At 43.0% G+C, this 15,852-nt stretch carries 14 protein-coding genes; 7 read left to right on the forward strand and 7 right to left on the reverse strand.

From position 1 onward, the window contains the following. Positions 1–36: 36 nt before the first annotated feature. The 4 genes from LCD34_RS07940 to LCD34_RS07955 form a co-directional block, all read right to left on the reverse strand. Complete coding sequence (locus LCD34_RS07940; protein ID WP_224558765.1) at positions 37–492, reverse strand: GNAT family N-acetyltransferase; 456 nt, start codon at positions 490–492, stop codon at positions 37–39. 109 nt (positions 493–601) lie between these two features. Beyond that, positions 602–1,210: a bifunctional 4-hydroxy-2-oxoglutarate aldolase/2-dehydro-3-deoxy-phosphogluconate aldolase gene (locus LCD34_RS07945; protein WP_052320919.1), complete on the reverse strand. Its 609-nt coding sequence runs from the start codon at positions 1,208–1,210 to the stop codon at positions 602–604. Then, positions 1,182–2,198 carry a sugar kinase gene (locus LCD34_RS07950; RefSeq protein ID WP_224558766.1) on the reverse strand — a complete coding sequence of 339 codons (1,017 nt, stop codon included), beginning with the start codon at positions 2,196–2,198 and terminating at the stop codon, positions 1,182–1,184. The genes LCD34_RS07945 and LCD34_RS07950 overlap by 29 nt, the downstream gene beginning before the upstream one ends. Positions 2,199–2,284: 86 nt before the next feature. Then, the gene (locus tag LCD34_RS07955; RefSeq protein WP_125589459.1) at positions 2,285–3,295 is read right to left on the reverse strand and encodes a LacI family DNA-binding transcriptional regulator; all 1,011 of its coding nucleotides are present in this window, start codon (positions 3,293–3,295) and stop codon (positions 2,285–2,287) included. A 257-nt stretch (positions 3,296–3,552) separates the two neighbouring features. Between LCD34_RS07955 and kduI the strand changes: the two genes are divergently transcribed. The 5 genes from kduI (at position 3,553) to LCD34_RS07980 (ending at position 8,975) form a co-directional block, all read left to right on the forward strand. Beyond that, on the forward strand, positions 3,553–4,380 hold the full coding sequence (kduI, locus tag LCD34_RS07960; protein WP_224558767.1) for a 5-dehydro-4-deoxy-D-glucuronate isomerase: 828 nt from the start codon (positions 3,553–3,555) through the stop codon (positions 4,378–4,380). A 4-nt stretch (positions 4,381–4,384) separates the two neighbouring features. Further along, positions 4,385–5,158: a 2-dehydro-3-deoxy-D-gluconate 5-dehydrogenase KduD gene (gene kduD, locus LCD34_RS07965; RefSeq protein ID WP_212046933.1), complete on the forward strand. Its 774-nt coding sequence runs from the start codon at positions 4,385–4,387 to the stop codon at positions 5,156–5,158. Between the two features lie 104 nt (positions 5,159–5,262). Continuing rightward, positions 5,263–6,729 carry a spore germination protein gene (locus tag LCD34_RS07970; protein WP_035389723.1) on the forward strand — a complete coding sequence of 489 codons (1,467 nt, stop codon included), beginning with the start codon at positions 5,263–5,265 and terminating at the stop codon, positions 6,727–6,729. A 3-nt stretch (positions 6,730–6,732) separates the two neighbouring features. Then, a complete protein-coding gene (locus LCD34_RS07975; protein ID WP_007499883.1) occupies positions 6,733–7,833 on the forward strand; it encodes a GerAB/ArcD/ProY family transporter in 1,101 nt (366 codons plus the stop codon). Then, on the forward strand, positions 7,830–8,975 hold the full coding sequence (locus LCD34_RS07980) for a Ger(x)C family spore germination protein (RefSeq protein WP_224558768.1): 1,146 nt from the start codon (positions 7,830–7,832) through the stop codon (positions 8,973–8,975). The genes LCD34_RS07975 and LCD34_RS07980 overlap by 4 nt, the downstream gene beginning before the upstream one ends. A gap of 204 nt (positions 8,976–9,179) precedes the next feature. Here the strand turns inward: LCD34_RS07980 and LCD34_RS07985 are convergent, their stop codons facing one another. After that, positions 9,180–10,577 (reverse strand): bifunctional glycosyltransferase family 2 protein/class I SAM-dependent methyltransferase, encoded by a 1,398-nt coding sequence (locus tag LCD34_RS07985; RefSeq protein WP_048003427.1) that lies wholly within the window; start codon positions 10,575–10,577, stop codon positions 9,180–9,182. A 136-nt stretch (positions 10,578–10,713) separates the two neighbouring features. Further along, positions 10,714–12,078: a sugar porter family MFS transporter gene (locus LCD34_RS07990; protein WP_100218329.1), complete on the reverse strand. Its 1,365-nt coding sequence runs from the start codon at positions 12,076–12,078 to the stop codon at positions 10,714–10,716. A 270-nt stretch (positions 12,079–12,348) separates the two neighbouring features. On the opposite strand from LCD34_RS07990, the gene LCD34_RS07995 reads away from it, so the two are divergent. After that, positions 12,349–13,314 carry an LCP family protein gene (locus tag LCD34_RS07995; protein WP_017360001.1) on the forward strand — a complete coding sequence of 322 codons (966 nt, stop codon included), beginning with the start codon at positions 12,349–12,351 and terminating at the stop codon, positions 13,312–13,314. Positions 13,315–13,661: 347 nt separating this feature from the next. Beyond that, on the forward strand, positions 13,662–14,543 hold the full coding sequence (locus LCD34_RS08000) for a Cof-type HAD-IIB family hydrolase (protein ID WP_172673031.1): 882 nt from the start codon (positions 13,662–13,664) through the stop codon (positions 14,541–14,543). A 56-nt stretch (positions 14,544–14,599) separates the two neighbouring features. Here the strand turns inward: LCD34_RS08000 and LCD34_RS08005 are convergent, their stop codons facing one another. After that, positions 14,600–15,823, reverse strand: coding sequence for a C40 family peptidase (locus LCD34_RS08005; RefSeq protein WP_224558769.1), 1,224 nt, complete (start codon positions 15,821–15,823; stop codon positions 14,600–14,602). Between the last annotated feature and the right edge of the window lie 29 nt (positions 15,824–15,852).

Here is a 15,852-nt window from a genome sequence, read left to right on the forward strand (position 1 = left end):
AAAAGAGCTGCTTATAAAAGCATACTCTCTCGACCGCTATAATTCCTTTGTCATAAATAAACTGTTTGGATCTTCTTGGTATGAACCAAAAGGCGGACAATATTGAAAGCCAAAGCTCTCATATAATCTTCTTGCCGGTTCAAAGAAAGCAATCGCACCTGTTTCAAGGCTGACTCTTTTATAACCCCGCCGCTTCGCCTCTTGGAGAAGGTGAGTCAACAGATACTTCGCCACGCCTTTTCGCATATGGGCTGCTGCCGTCCTCATCGATTTGAGTTCACCATGTTCACTTGATAGCTCCTTGATGGCTCCGCAGCCAAGAAGCGCCTCTCCATCCCTTGCACTCCATACTGTGACATCTTGTTTTTTCAGATCGTCTAACGGAAGGGCATGAATGCTTTCTGGCGGTGAATGTTTTTTCATCTCTTCTAAATGAGCTTGAATCAATTGTTCTATTTGACCATCTTTTAGTTCATCTTGTTGAATGTACATATCGACCTCTCCTTTATGCTCATTTTACGTGAAAAGATGCGTCTTCTGAGCTTTTTTGTCAGATAAACGAACAAACAACCAGCAGTCATCCGCCGGTTGTTTATGTGAACTACATGATGGTGGAAGAAAGAACAGCTTGTAATTCTTCTGCTGTACTGCTTTCAAGCTGGCTGCCGACACCTACTGCCACGGCTCCTGCTTCAAGCCACTTTGGCACATCGACTGGATGAATGCCTCCTGTTGGGATGAACTCAATCTCTGGAAACGGACCTTGCAAATTTTTCATATAGGACAAACCGAAGGAGCCGCTCGGAAAAAGCTTTAACACGCTGTATCCATTTGCTTTTGCCTGCATAATTTCACTCGGGGTCAAAACACCTGGAACGTAAAGTGTATCGTGAAAAGATAGGTGCTCTCCGATGACAGGAAGATATCCCGGGCTGACGATAAATTGAGAGCCGGCTTCAATGGCTGATTGTGCCTGCTCAAGCGTTGTAATCGTTCCGGCTCCGACAATCAAGTCGTGGTCATGCTGGTAAGATGCAATGATCCGCTCTGCATTGGGCGTGGTATATGTCACTTCGATGGCCCGCACCCCTTTTTTCTTTAAACGAGCAATCATCTCTATCCCCTCTGCTTCACTACCTGCTCTGACCACCGCAATGAGTTTACAAGCTGCGAGCTTCTCTTTAACGCTCATACTTGCTGACTTTCCCATACCTCTCATCTCCCTTCATATCGTGTCGCCTTTGATATCGTTTGGCTTCTTTTATAAATGCCTGAAGCTCTTTTCGAGTCGGCAGTCCCTCGTGATCTCCTGGGGACATGACTGCAAGTGCTCCAATGGCATTGCCTCTTGCTACCGATTTTTCATATGATAAACCGTCCAGCAGACCGCTCATCACTCCCACTGCAAATCCATCACCAGCTCCGACTGTATCCACGACATGAGACACATGGAAACCATCCACTACACCTTGGCCGGATGCACTTTTGAAATAGGCTCCTTCCGCTCCCAGTTTAATGACCACAAACTTGACGCCTTTTTGTAAATAAACATCCGCAATCGCTTCCGGCTCATGACACCCCGTGAGTCTTTGACCTTCTGCAAGCCCAGGGAAAAACCAATCTACTTGAGCAGCCATCTGATTCACCGTATGAATCATGTCTTCTTCCTCTTCCCATAGTTGAAGTCTCAGGTTCGGGTCAAAGGAAATGGTTTTTCCTGCTTCTTTCATTTCTTTAAGGGCATGAAAAGAAAACGCTCTCATTTCACTAGACACAGCAGGCGGGATTCCGGTCATATGAAGATGTCCTGCCTGCTGAAAATAAGTGGACGGGAAATCGCTTGGGTTCAATGTACTCGCAGCAGAGCCTTTTCGGTAGTACGTCACATCAGGGTCTCCATCGATGACTTTTGATTTAAGCAATATCCCTGTTTTGGCTCCATCATTTGAACGGAGTACTGCCTTCGTATCGACCCCTTCTTTTTGAAGCTCTTCTAAAATAAATGTACCAAGTGAGTCCGCCCCGACCTTGCTCATCCAGCCAACGCTAAAGCCTAATCTTGCCAAGCCGACCGCAACATTACTCTCTGCACCAGCAAGTGCTTTTTGAAACGTATGCACTTGGTGAAGCTCGCCAATTTCTTTTGCATAAAACATCGCCATTGATTCCCCAAAAGTGATCACATCCAATGCTTTCACTGATTTCTCCCCTTTCTTGGTACCGGTTTCAAAACAGTTGAAAAAGAGAGAGCATGCACGTATGTATACTCTTCTCTGCCTGACGTTTATAAAGATTTTCTCACAATGATTTCTCCATCAAGTTGAATGGTCTGGGGTGCACTCTTATCTCCTTCAAGACGCGTCTTGATTTTTTGCATCGCCGCTTTCCCCATCTCATGAGATGGCTGCGCCACCGTAGTGATGCCTGGCCCGATCAGCTTATACCATTCTGTATCATCAAATCCGGCAATGCCTATCTCTTCAGGAATCTTCACCCCAAGATCGACGAGTTCACTGATGAGTTTCAGCATGAGTAATCCATTGCCTGCTAAAATCGCTTTTTTCTGATGGTTTGATTGTAAAAAACGACAAATCTCATCTCGCATTTGTTCCTTTTGCTTCAAATTGATTTCTGCAATCATAGGTGTCTTATGTTGACTCATGGCCGTCTGTTCATAGGCTTCTTTTCGTTCTTCACGAGGACTAATCCCATCGACAGGCTCAGTAAAGAAAGCGATATGTTCGTAGCCTTTTTCATACATCTGATGAAGTAGACGAGCCGTGATGTCACGGTTATTCGTTGTGACGGTATCGACCTTGAGTTCAGGTAACTTACGGTCAACAAGAACAATCGGTACACCATTTTGCTTAAAGTCTTGCAAAATGTCATTGTTTTGACCGGTCGTATTGATGATCAGCCCTTCAATATAATGAGCATGCAGCTTCAGAAGCATTTCTCGTTCTTTTTCTGGACGATTATCTGTGTTGCACACCATGATGCTGTATCCATATTCATCACAAATCTCTTCCACACCACGAAGTGTCGCAACAGAGAACGGGTTCGTAATATCAGCCACAATAAAACCAATGACCTTGCTCTTTCTTACTTTCAATCCTTGGGCAAGCTGACTCGGACGGTAATGGAGCTCCTCAATGGCTTTTTTTATCTTTTTTACCTTTTCAGGAGAAATTTCATTTGTTCTGCCATTGATGTATCTGGATACCGTTGATTTTGAGACACCTGCATATGCTGCAACTTCGTTAATGGTGACTTTCGTTTGCTTTTTCTCTTTCATACAAAAAACTCCCAAGATCGATCTTCTCATTTGTTTCGAAACCGATTTCAAATAAACTTAAAAAAAGCATACCACAAGTTGAGCTGTATCAGAAGATTTTTTTCATGAACATGAAGAAAAAAAGCTTTTATACAAATAAAGAAAGCGATTACAAATTAACGGTTGACGCCGCTCTCTTTTTCCTCTAGAATTTTCCTTGAAACCGATACCAAATAAAATAATCATATGTTTCAGATGGAAAGGGAGGCTTATCTCAAATGGAAAATCGTTATGCTGTACATCCTGAGCAGGTCAAGCGTTTTACAACAGAGGAACTTCGTCGTCATTTTCATATTCCGATACTTTTTGTCAGTGGTGAATTGAAGCTGTATTATTCGCATGAGGACCGTGTGGTGATTGGCGGTGTTATGCCGACATCAGAACCGATCAAGCTAGATGCCGGCGACTTTTTACGTACAGAATATTTCCTTGAAAGACGGGAAATTGGCATTGTGAATGTCGGCGGCCAAGGTACGGTTACAGTCGATGGTGAGTCATTTATGCTGGAGCATAAAGATTTCTTATATATTGGACTTGGACACGAACATGTACAGTTTGCTAGTTCATCAGGTGAGCAGGCCAAATTTTATCTTGTGTCAGCCACCGCTCATAGAGCGTATCCGACACAAAAGGCTGCGATCGCTGAATTAACACCGAATCATTTAGGGGAAGCATCCGCCTCGAACGTACGGAATCTGTATCAGGTCATTCATGCAGACGGCATCCAAAGCTGCCAGCTTATGATGGGCATCACTCAGCTTGAAACCAATAACACATGGAACACGATGCCTGCTCATATACATGACCGGCGGATGGAAGTGTACTTATATCTTGATATAGAGGAAGACGCACGTGTCTTTCATTTTATGGGGGAGCCATCTGAAACGAGACATCTCGTTGTGGCAAATGAAGAAGCCGTCATCTCACCTGCCTGGTCCATTCATTCAGGCTCAGGTACAGCAAATTATTCATTTATTTGGGCAATGGCGGGAGAAAACTATACGTTTAAAGATATGGACTTTGTCCCGATGGACCAGCTGAGGTAATGAGATGACGTCGACATCATATGTAGCGTCCCTCTTTTCCCTCGAAGGCAAAACAGCTCTTGTCACAGGTCCTGGAACTGGAATTGGGCAAGGGATTGCCGTAGCGCTTGCCCGTTCAGGTGCAGATATCATCGGCACCTACCACCATACGCCGCTTGATGAAACAAAAGAACTTGTCGAACAGACCGGCAGATCATTTCATGCGATTCAAGTAGACTTTTCAGATCCTAAGTCCGCAAAGCGGGATGTTGATGCCCTTTTAAAGCAGCATTCAATTGATATTTTGATTAATAATGCTGGGACCATTAAAAGAGAAGAGGCCGCTCAATATTCAGAGGAAAACTGGCATACTGTGATGGATGTGAATATCAACAGTCTCTTTTTCCTCACGCAAAAGGTCGGACAGCAGATGCTGCAAAAAGGGCAAGGGAAAATTGTCAATATCGCTTCCCTTCTATCATTTCAAGGTGGTGTCTTTGTTCCCGCTTATACAGCAAGTAAGCATGCTGTCGCAGGTTTGACGAAAGCTTTTGCAAATGAATGGGCAAGTCAGCATATTCAGGTCAATGCGATCGCGCCTGGTTATATTGCAACCAATAACACGCAAGCCATTCGTGACGATGCGAACCGGAATGAAGAGATTCTGAAACGAATCCCCGCTGGACGCTGGGGACGACCTGAAGATCTAGCAGGTGCCGCCGTCTTTCTCAGCTCCCCTGCCTCTGATTATATGAACGGTCATATTTTAGCCGTAGATGGCGGCTGGCTGGCGAGATAAACATGTGAAGAGAATTCCTATTTTAGGGGATTCTCTTTTTTCTATTTGCATAATTCTTCTCCTTCCGAGTCACTCTATAAAAAAAGACATGAGGGTGAGGTATTATGAAAAGTCGTATTGAACAAGATATAGAGTCCGTCATTCAGCGTGTCAAAAGCTTTGCCGGCAAAAGTGATGATATCGTGTTCCACTCTTTTTCATTTGGTCCTTCCGCTGTCTCTGCATGTCTCGTGTACGTTGAAGGACTCACAGAATTTGAGATGCTTTCCAAACAAATCATTTCACCTATGCAAAAGGAACTGACCATCACTGAGGTCGACCACACCACACTTTCTTCCCTTTCTAAAACGTTCTTTGGCATTCAAAATGATGTGCTGGAAGATATGAACCTTGCCATCGAGCAGTTATACAGCGGCAGGGCTATTTTATTTGTGGATAGGGCCACTCAAGCGCTTGCGCTCCATACGAATCTTTTTCAATTTAGAGAAGTAGAGGAGCCGCAATCAGAAGTCCTTGTTAGAGGACCCCGGATTGGATTTATTGAAAATCTTGAAAAAAACACGGCATTGCTTCGTGAAAGAGCAAACGATCCGAACCTTGTCATTCAAAAGGTAAACATAGGTACTCGTAACAAGAAATCTGCTGCTCTTGTGTATGTTCGTGATATCGCAGACCCCAAACTAGTAGATGATGTATTCTCTCGTATGAAGCAAATCAAAATGGATGATATTCCTGAGTCCGGCTATATTGAACAGTTGATTGAAGACAGTCATGTCTCTATTTTTCCACAGATTCAAAATACAGAACGTCCTGATCGGGTGATTGCCTCTGTGCTCGAAGGAAAGGTGTCTATTTTGCTCGATGGGACGCCCTTTGCCCTCATTATGCCGATGACTCTCACTGCCTTGATGCAATCACCGGAGGATTATTATCAAAGATGGACAAGTGCGACTCTTTTGCGTTTGCTCCGTTATATTGCCGTGCTTTTGACGATCTTTTTACCGGGACTCTATATCGCCCTTGTTTCCTATCATCCTGGTTTATTACCAACACGAATGGCACTGACCATCGCAGGCAGCCGGCAAAATGTGCCCTTTCCTCCTGTAGTGGAAGCCATTTTGATGTCGTTTACGATTGAACTGCTGCGGGAAGCTGGACTTCGTCTTCCTAGGGCGATTGGGCAGACGATTGGACTGATTGGCGGCGTCATTATTGGACAGGCGGCTGTCCAAGCCAATATTGTCAGTGCTTTAATGGTGATTATTGTGTCTCTGACGGCACTAGCCGATTTTACTGCTCCATCATATGATTTCAGCTTTCCCTTACGCATCCTGCGGTTTATGGCGATCTTCAGTTCAGCCATGTTTGGATTATACGGCCTCATCATGTGTTATTTATTTGTACTTTGTCACTTGATGCAGCTAAAGACCTTTGGTTTTGACTATTTCACACCTGTTTTGTCTTCACCGTTTTCAGATTTAAAAGATACGTACGTTCGTTTACCAATAGGGCTATTTAAATCGAGACCGAAAACAGCCAAGACAAAAAATCTCAAAAGACAAGGAGAGTAAACGATGTACAGAGCTGAGAAGCTATCATTGTTACAAGTCACCATTCTGTGCAGTTCTACAATGATAGGCGCTGGAATTTTAACCATTCCTCGCAGTTCTGCCAATTCAGGATTCCCTGATGGCTGGATCATTGTATTAATACAGGGAGTCATCTTTGCTTTCGTTGCTTTTTTGCTAGGTTGGATTGCGGAGAAGAATGCACCGGATACCATTTTTGAATCGAATACAAAAGGAGCCGGTGCCTTCTTTGGTACGATCTTTAACCTAATGCTGATCGGTTATTTACTAGCCATTGTTGGCTTTGAGGCGCGTGTACTGGGGGAAGTGGTTCAATTTTTCCTGTTGCAATCGACCCCGATGACAGTGATTGTGATGATTTTTTTACTGGTGGCGATCTATCATTTAAAAAGCGGCATTTTTCCGGTAGTGAAAATGGTGACATATATTTATCCGATGACCATGATCATTTACATTGGGCTCATGCTGTTTAGTTTGAAAATATTTGATTTTGATTACTTACGCCCGGTAATGGCTCACGGGTTTAAAGATTTTAGTAATTTGTTCTCTCAAACATTTATTCAATTTACAGGCTTTGAAGTCATTTTGTTTGTCGTACCGCTTATCTATAAAGACAAATGGTCAAAAGCGAAATGGGCCGCAGCGATCGGTGTAGGGATCACCACACTTATTTACTCCCTCACGCTCTTTATTGTGATTGGTTCCATGACGGTTGGAGAAACGAAATCACTCACCTGGCCCACTGTCTCACTCATTCAAGCGCTAGAACTAGAAGGGGTCTTCATTGAACGCTTTGATATTTTCTTACTGACGATCTGGACGTGCCAGCAGTTTATTTGTATGCTTGGCTTTTTCCAATTTGCGATTAAAGGATGTCAAACGGTGTTTAAGACAACCAATTTAACGAGACTGCTATGGTTGCTGTTTTTGCTGACCTCAGCTCTCTCTCTTTTTCCGAGAAATATCAATGAAGTCTTTTACTACTCGACTTTACTCGGCTATGCATTATTCGCTGTTTTGGCGATTCCTTTTATAACAGCTATTCTGCTCATGATACGTAAAAAATGGGGAGGTCGATCTGCATGAAAGGGCGGCGTTTATGGCTCACCTTTCTGTCTTGCTGTCTTTTGCTTTTATCGACAGGTTGCTGGGACTTAAAAGATATTGAGAAATTATCGTTTGTGCGCGGTGTTGGCATTGACGAGGAAGATGATAACGGAGTCAAACTCACCTATCAAAACCTTGTCCCTAAAATGGGCGGAACACAAGAAGCAGATTCCCCTGGCTATGTGAATGTCGTCTCAAAGGGGAAAAATGTACTGGAAGCAGTCAGCAATGTCGCTTTGAAGGACCCGCCGATTTACAGTGATCACCTCAAAATCTTTTTGTTTGGCAAAAATCAAGCCGAGCATCATGATATTCAAGGAACACTCAACCACTTTATACGAGATGATGAGGTTCGAAGAAGCAGCTACCTCTTAGTGTCACGCCATGAGGCATCAAAAGTCATCAATCAAAAATTAAAATCACAACAAAGGGTTCCAGTCGAGCATATTTTTGAAACATCAAAAAACCGGAGCTTTAACGGGAAGATTTTACTGCCAACACGTATTGGCCGAGCGTCGGATTACTTTCAGATGGGTACAAGCTTTCTTGTCCAAAGTGTGGATGTCGTAAACGGAGAACTCACCTATGATGGTGCAGGCATTATCCATGGGAAAACGCGAAAGCTGATAGGATTCATACCAGCAAAAGATGTCCAATCTTTAAACTGGGTCATGAATCGCATCTCAGGCGGAGTCGTACCTGCCACCTACAAAGGCTTTCCGATTACGTATGAAATCAAGAAAGCAAAGTCCAAGATTGAACCCTATCTGAAGAACGGAAAGATCTCCTTTAAAATTAGTGTACAAACAAACGGGAAACTATCAGAAGATCAATATCCCCCTGAAAACTCATACGATGAGCAATACATCAAACGATTTGAGCGCATTTTTGAACGCAAAATCAAAGAGCGCATTCAAAAAGCTGTCAATCACATGCAAAAAGATGTGGGTGTTGACCCGATTTTTTTAAACCGGCAGGTGCGCATCAAGTATCCAGACTTTTGGGATCAGCACCGCAACGAATGGGATACACTATTTCAAGAAGTAGACATTGCATATGACGTAAAAGTGAGCATTTTGAACTTTGGTGCAGAAGGCGCAACGAAAAACTTTAAATGGTAGCACAAAAGGCGGATGACCGCCTTAGATGGTTGACAAAGGGCTAAAATGAACTTTGCTTTAGCCCTTTGTCTTCTTTTCAGCGTGATAGAAAACCTTTGCAGTCTAGGAAGGACGAGTACCGGAGCAGAGCGAATGAAGGATTCGCGAGCACTGGCGCAGAGGACTGACAAAGAATGCGAGGGTTTGCCTACACGCTGAGGCGGATTACCCGGAGGGGGAACCGCCTTTTTTACGTGCAACGATCAAAAGCTGATAGAGCGTCACTTGATCAGATAATGCTTTTGTTTGAAAGCCAAGTGACTCTCCTACTCTCGCCACTTCGTCAAAAAACAATTGAACGTTTTGATCAATTGGCACATTGATGGGCTGTTCAATCACGCGATGAAACAAATGGTCTGGAAAGAGCGCCCGCATTGTATTTGGTGTGAAAAATCTCATATGTGTTCGATCTAAAATCCCCACATCTTGATACGTAAAATCACCTGCCATTAAAGGCAGCAGTACTTCCGCATGCATCATATTAGGTAAGCAGCAAATGATCACGCCACCTGGTTTTAAAGACGCATGCGCTTGAGCAATCATCTGCCATGGATCTGACACATGCTCTAACACATCAGAAAAGATCACAGCATCAAAAAAAGCTTCTTTCTCTGACCAAGGATACGCCTCCGCTTTTGTCTCAATCACTTCTTTGTAATACGCCTTTGCCATCTCTGCTTTTAATGCATCCGCCTCTACTCCGTACATGTCAACGGACTGCCGGTTGATCAGTTCAAGCCCTGTCGCCCCAGCACCGCAGCCAACATCCAGCACACATACGGCATCCTCAGGGAGCAGTGCTGCAAAATATGGATGGGGGGAGATCAGGTTTAAATCAATACCCCATTTATCTAAAAATCGAAGCCTGTTCTCCGCAAACAATGTAGAGATATTCGTTTCTTCATTGGCATTGAATGTGGCATGACCGTGATGATGTACAAATGAATCATGGACGATTTGCAGCTGGTATCCCTTTAGCAAAGAACGCAGACAAAGGTCATCATCCTCAAATGATCCATATACAAACCGCTCATCAAATAACCCTACATCCTCGATCAGCTCTCTTTTGACCAGCAAACAAAAACCAACAAGTCTATGCACATATGTTCTTTGACCTTTTCTCGAAGCCGTATATGCCTTTGCAAAGGCAGGAAGCTCCTTCACATCTGTGTAAGATGGCTGAACGAGCTGAGGACCACTTACATAATTGGAGACAGGCCCTACCATGCCAATACGCTCTGATGCAAAAAGGGCTTCTCTTAAAGGCAAAAGCCAGTTTTCGGTCACAATCGTGTCGTTATTTAAAAAAAGAATACTATCTCCTGTTGCCTTTTTCGCCCCTTGGTTACAGCCCTTGGCAAAGCCTTGATTCTTCTCGTTGTCAATCAACACGACATCTTCCAGTTGTCTCACATATTCCTTTGTTCCGTCTGATGAAGCATTATCCACGATAATGAGTTCATATTCATCACGCCGAGTATGCTTCTTGATACTGTCGATACATTTTTTCGTTAGGTGCAGTTCATTGTACGTCAGCATCACAATGCTCGTTTTTCCTTTCATCTCATTTCCACCTTTCGCCCGCCTGTTCCATATGTATGTCATAGGCAGCACGTTCAGAAGATGAGTGATTGTCCTTTCTTGATTAAACGTTTGTTTAACAAAGGAAGACCAGCGGCCTCATGCAGCTGGTCTTTTTTCATACCGTTTCCCCTTCGTCATTCACGACGGCACGGTTTCTCTTTTTTAAATCTTCTTCAATCTCTTCAAGACTTTTCCCTTTCGTTTCTGTGACTAAATATTTCACAAATAAGAAGGCACCTATGCCGATGGCTGCATAAATAAGGAAAAGGTTACTGATGCCAATTGCACTTAACAAGGCTGGGAATGTGAGCGAGATGATCAAATTCCCTGTATGCAGTAGGAAGGTCGATACCCCCGTACCGATTCCCCGGACATGTACTGGGAACAGCTCCGGCAGCATCACCCATACGACCGGGCCCCAGCTGACAGCAAAAATGACGATGAAAAGTCCTAAACATATAATTGTCGTCCACCCTGCAGCTGTTGATCCCTCGAAAAAACGATTGACCACTGCTAGAACAATCAAACTAAGAACCATCCCTACATTTCCAAATAGGAGTAACGCTTTCCGCCCGACACGATCAATGATTTTAATCGCAACAAACGTCATGACAACATTGACTGCACCAATTCCTACAGTTCCTAAAATGGCTGCTGAATCGCCAAAGCCGACACTTGTAAATGTTTTTGGTGCATAATAAATGATCGTATTTGTCCCAATAAACTGCTGTAAAAAGGCTAAACCGACACCAGCAATTAAAGCGGGGCGCACCCATGGTTCGAGTAATTCCTTAAGACCGCCTTTTTCTTCACTTTCTGCTTTTTGAATATCCGCAATTTCGTCTTCAACTTCTTGCTTACTTTGTCTAAGTTTGGACAATATTTCTTTCGCCCGGTCCGCCTGTCCTTGGACAAACAGCCAGCGAGGACTTTCTGGCATAAACAAAATACCACATAACAAGAGAACAGAAGGAACAACGGCAATTCCAAGCATCAGACGCCATGCCTCTGCATCTGCTAAAACGTAGTTCACAATATAGGCAAGAAGAATACCAAATGTGATCATGAGTTGGTTTAATGAGGAAAGTGCCCCTCTTGATTCCTTTGGCGCAAGTTCAGATAAATATAATGGAACAATCGTCGTCGAGCATCCGACAGCAAGTCCTAGCACGATTCGGAATAAGACCATGACCTCCGTATTCGGTGCAAGGGCTGTTCCAAATCCGCCGATAATAAATAAAATGGCTGCGGCAATAATCGCTTTTTTCCGTCCGAATTGATCTGTCAGTTTTCCAGAAAGAGAAGACCCGAGCATCGCCCCAATTAAAATCGAGCTGACCACAAGTCCCTCTGTAAATGCATTTAAACCTAAATCCTCTTTCATAAATAAGATTGCGCCAGAAATGACACCTGTATCGTAACCATATAAGGCGCCGCCAAGTGCGCCGAAGAAATAAAGCCACCCATTCCGATTTTTCATGATCATAACCCCTCTTTTATCTATGTAATGACTGGATGTTTCTCTATGAAAAATCATTTTCCTCACTTCCTGTCATTTCAAACATTTCGATGTTTTATGACAAATATATTTCATTTGCGTATCATTGAAACTTTTTTAGATAAGGAAACGTCAATTAAGCGTTAGTGAAAAAAATGTCGCACTATATCCCGTTTTAAGGTATATTTGTTTTAGTTTGTAAGCATGAAGAAGGACATCTTTACTATAAAATCATAGCGAGGGTTTAAATATATGGATCAAACAAGAAGTAAACGCAAAGGCAAAAAGCGTTTAAAACCATGGGTGAAAGTCACTCTTTTTATTTTTGGTATTCTTTTACTGACAACCGCTTCTGTCACCGGCTATGCCTACTATAAAGTGACATCGGCTGCGAAAAAAGCACAAGTCTCTCTAGACCGCGGTGCACAATCTGTCAAACGGATTGAAGCATTTGATCCTGGGAAAGACAGCTTTTCTGTCTTGCTGCTTGGCATTGACAGCAGACCAGGCGAAACCGTCAAACAAGCACGAAGCGATGCAATGGTATTAGCGACAGTAAATCGTACGAATAAAACCGTGAAATTATTAAGTATTCCAAGGGACTCATATGTTAATATTCCAGGTCATGGTTATGACAAAATTACACATGCACACGCATTTGGTGATGCAGACCTCACGGTGAGTACAGTTGAGAATTTACTAGATATCCCTGTCGACTTTGTGATTGAAAGTAATTTCAAAGCATTTAAGGAAATTGTGAATGAATTGAATGGTGTTTCCGTTAACATTAAAGATGAATATGTTGTGAAACAAATTCTTAAAGATACAAAGGGCAAAGTTCAGCTGCAAACGGGTACTCACACACTAGATGGTAATCAAGCTCTCGCTTATGTGAGAACAAGAAAAGCAGACAGTGATCTCATGCGCGGACAGCGTCAAATGGAAGTTTTAAAAGCCATTTTCGATAAATCAAAATCAGTAACGTCCATTCCGTCTTATGACAATATCATAGATACTCTAGGTGATAACGTCTCAACTAACCTGTCAATGAAAGAACTAGTCGGTCTTTTCCCACTACTCACTTCATTGAAATCTGTTGATACGATTCAACTAAAAGGATCTGATTACCAGCCAAATGGCGTTTATTATTACCAATTGGATCAAAACCAACTGAACGAAGTCAAAACAGAATTGAAGAAACAGCTTGAATTATCATAAACACAGAAAGCGTCCTTTTGGGCGCTTTTTATGTGTTGAAAAAGGTGTTTGCCCTTTTTCTTCTTTTCAGCGTGATAGAAAACCTTTGCAGTCTAGGAAGAACGAGCACCGGAGCAGAGCGAATTTGATATTCGTGAGCACCGGAGCGCAGGACTGACAAAGAATGCGAGGGTTTGTCTACACGCTGAAAGCGTCCTTTGGGCGCTTTTTCTTATATCCTTGATCAATTGACCATTTTTGTTTAGCCTTAAAGAGAGGAATCCACGATCCGACTCTTTCATGAGAATGAAGGAAATCGTACATACTTTGAAGAGGCTATTGCATGAATGAAGGAGGATATAACAGCAATGAAAAAAATGATTGCGATTGATTTAGACGGTACACTCTTAAATACAAAAAGTGAAATATCCGCTCAAAACCGGCAAGCATTGATTCGTGCGAAGGAAGCTGGATATATTGTGACCATTTGTACAGGGCGCGCGACTTTTGATGTAAAAGAGCTTCTTGGGGATTTGGACATTCCCATTATTGCGGCAAACGGAGGAACTGTCCATACAGAAGGGTACAAGCTCTTCAGCAGAATCACCCTTGATCAAGAAGCTGGAAGACGTGCTGCAAAGGAATTGGTGGAACGAAACATTTATTTCGAGGTCTATACAGACGATGCCCTCCTTTCCCCATTTGATGGAAAAGAAAAGCTCAAAGCTGAATTTGATATGATCAAAAGCGCCAATCCTAACGAGGATGTAGCTGATTTATGGGAAGGGGCGATGACTCAATTTAAACAGTTTGGCATCAAACCTGTCGATGACATCCGTCAAATTTTTGAGTCGAATGAACCAACCTATAAATTACTATGCTTCTCATTTGATATGAATAAGCTGCAAGAAGCACGAGATCTTCTTTCTAAGATGCCTGAGCTCTCACTGACCTCATCTGGAGAACATATCATTGAGGTATTGCCAAAAGAGTCAGGCAAAGGACATGCCCTCAAGAAACTTGCAGCCCATTATGGCGTAGACCGATCCAATATTTATGCGATCGGTGACAGCCCTAATGATCTATCCATGTTCGATGAAGCAGGACACAGGATAGCGATGGGGAATGCGGTGGATGTCATTAAAGAAAAAAGCACCTATATCACAAAAGGCAACCATGAAGATGGCGTCGCCTATTTTATTGATCTGCTTTTGCAGAATCAATTTCAAGAAAAAAAGACGCTTGTCTGATCAGCGCCTAGTGAGAAGTCGAGAAGTCCGATCTGAGCATTGATCGGGCTTTTTCTTTATTTTTTAATTCTAACAGCCGTCTCATATTTATCCTTCCAATACGTACTTGTTTTCATATTGGTAATGACAACGCCATTTGAAACCGTCACATGAATGACTTGATTTGAACCAGCATAAATGGCTGGCATCAACGAAGTCCCTTTAAAAAAGACAAGATCTCCTGGCTTTAGTTCCGATCGTTTCACAGGTGTACCTGCTTTAACTTGTCCCGGCGCATAGCGAGGCATCTCCATTCCAAGCACTTCTTGATAGATATACTGCGTGAATCCTGCTGTATCAAAGCCTTGCTTTGGGCTCGCACCACCTTTTACATAGGGTACTTCTCCAATATACGTGGCAGCTTTTGATACGATTGGGTCTTCTTTCGCTAGTTTCAGCTCAGTGAATCGTTTCGCACCTGTCCATTTCTCACGCCAATACGATTCAGACAAATAAGAAATCGTCACACTTTCCGAACGGCTCGCATGAATAAAGCGGTCTCCTCCGATGTACATGCCTACATGTGAAATTCCTTTTTTATACGTGTTGCTAAAAAAAACAAAGTCTCCAGGGCGAATATCGTCTCGTGCTACTTTCTCTCCAACCATCCATTGCTGCTCAGCACTTCTTGGTAAATAAATCCCAAGTGATTTTTCAAATAAATATTGTAAAAAACCTGAACAATCGAATCCTACTTTTGGATCTGATGCCCCGAATACATAAGGGGTTCCTAAATATTTCATCGCATCTTTCACCAGTTGATCATCCGACATCTCTTGGGAGACAGGCAGCCGTTTGACCGCATAGAACCCATCGGTCCAATATTTACTTTTGCTGACATCTGTTTTCACCACCCCTTGACTGAGTGTGATGTGGATCACTTGATCATTTCCAGCGTACAAAGCAACGTGTGTCGGGATGTCTTTTGTTTCTTCAAGACTGCGAAAATAGACAAGGTCTCCGGGCTTTGCTTTTTCCCATGATACATTTTCACCGATTTGGTATTGATCGATCACCTTTCGCGGCAAATCAAATGCACCTGTTGTTTTGTATACATATTGTATAAAACCAGACGCATCAAAGCCCGTTTTCGGATCGATTCCTCCTTTATGATAAGGCGTGCCTATCAGCGTTTCCGCTTGTTTTAAAGGAGATGTTGTTTGAGCAGACACCTCTGTTTGGGACATAAACATGAGTCCTACAATGGCACATCCTCCAAGCAGTATTCCTTTCCATTTCATCCTCTATTCCCCCTTTCTTTTATAGTTTC

The sequence above is a fragment of the Bacillus sp. RAR_M1_44 genome (assembly GCF_020165935.1).
GTDB classification, from domain to species: Bacteria; Bacillota; Bacilli; order Bacillales; family Bacillaceae; genus Bacillus; species Bacillus altitudinis.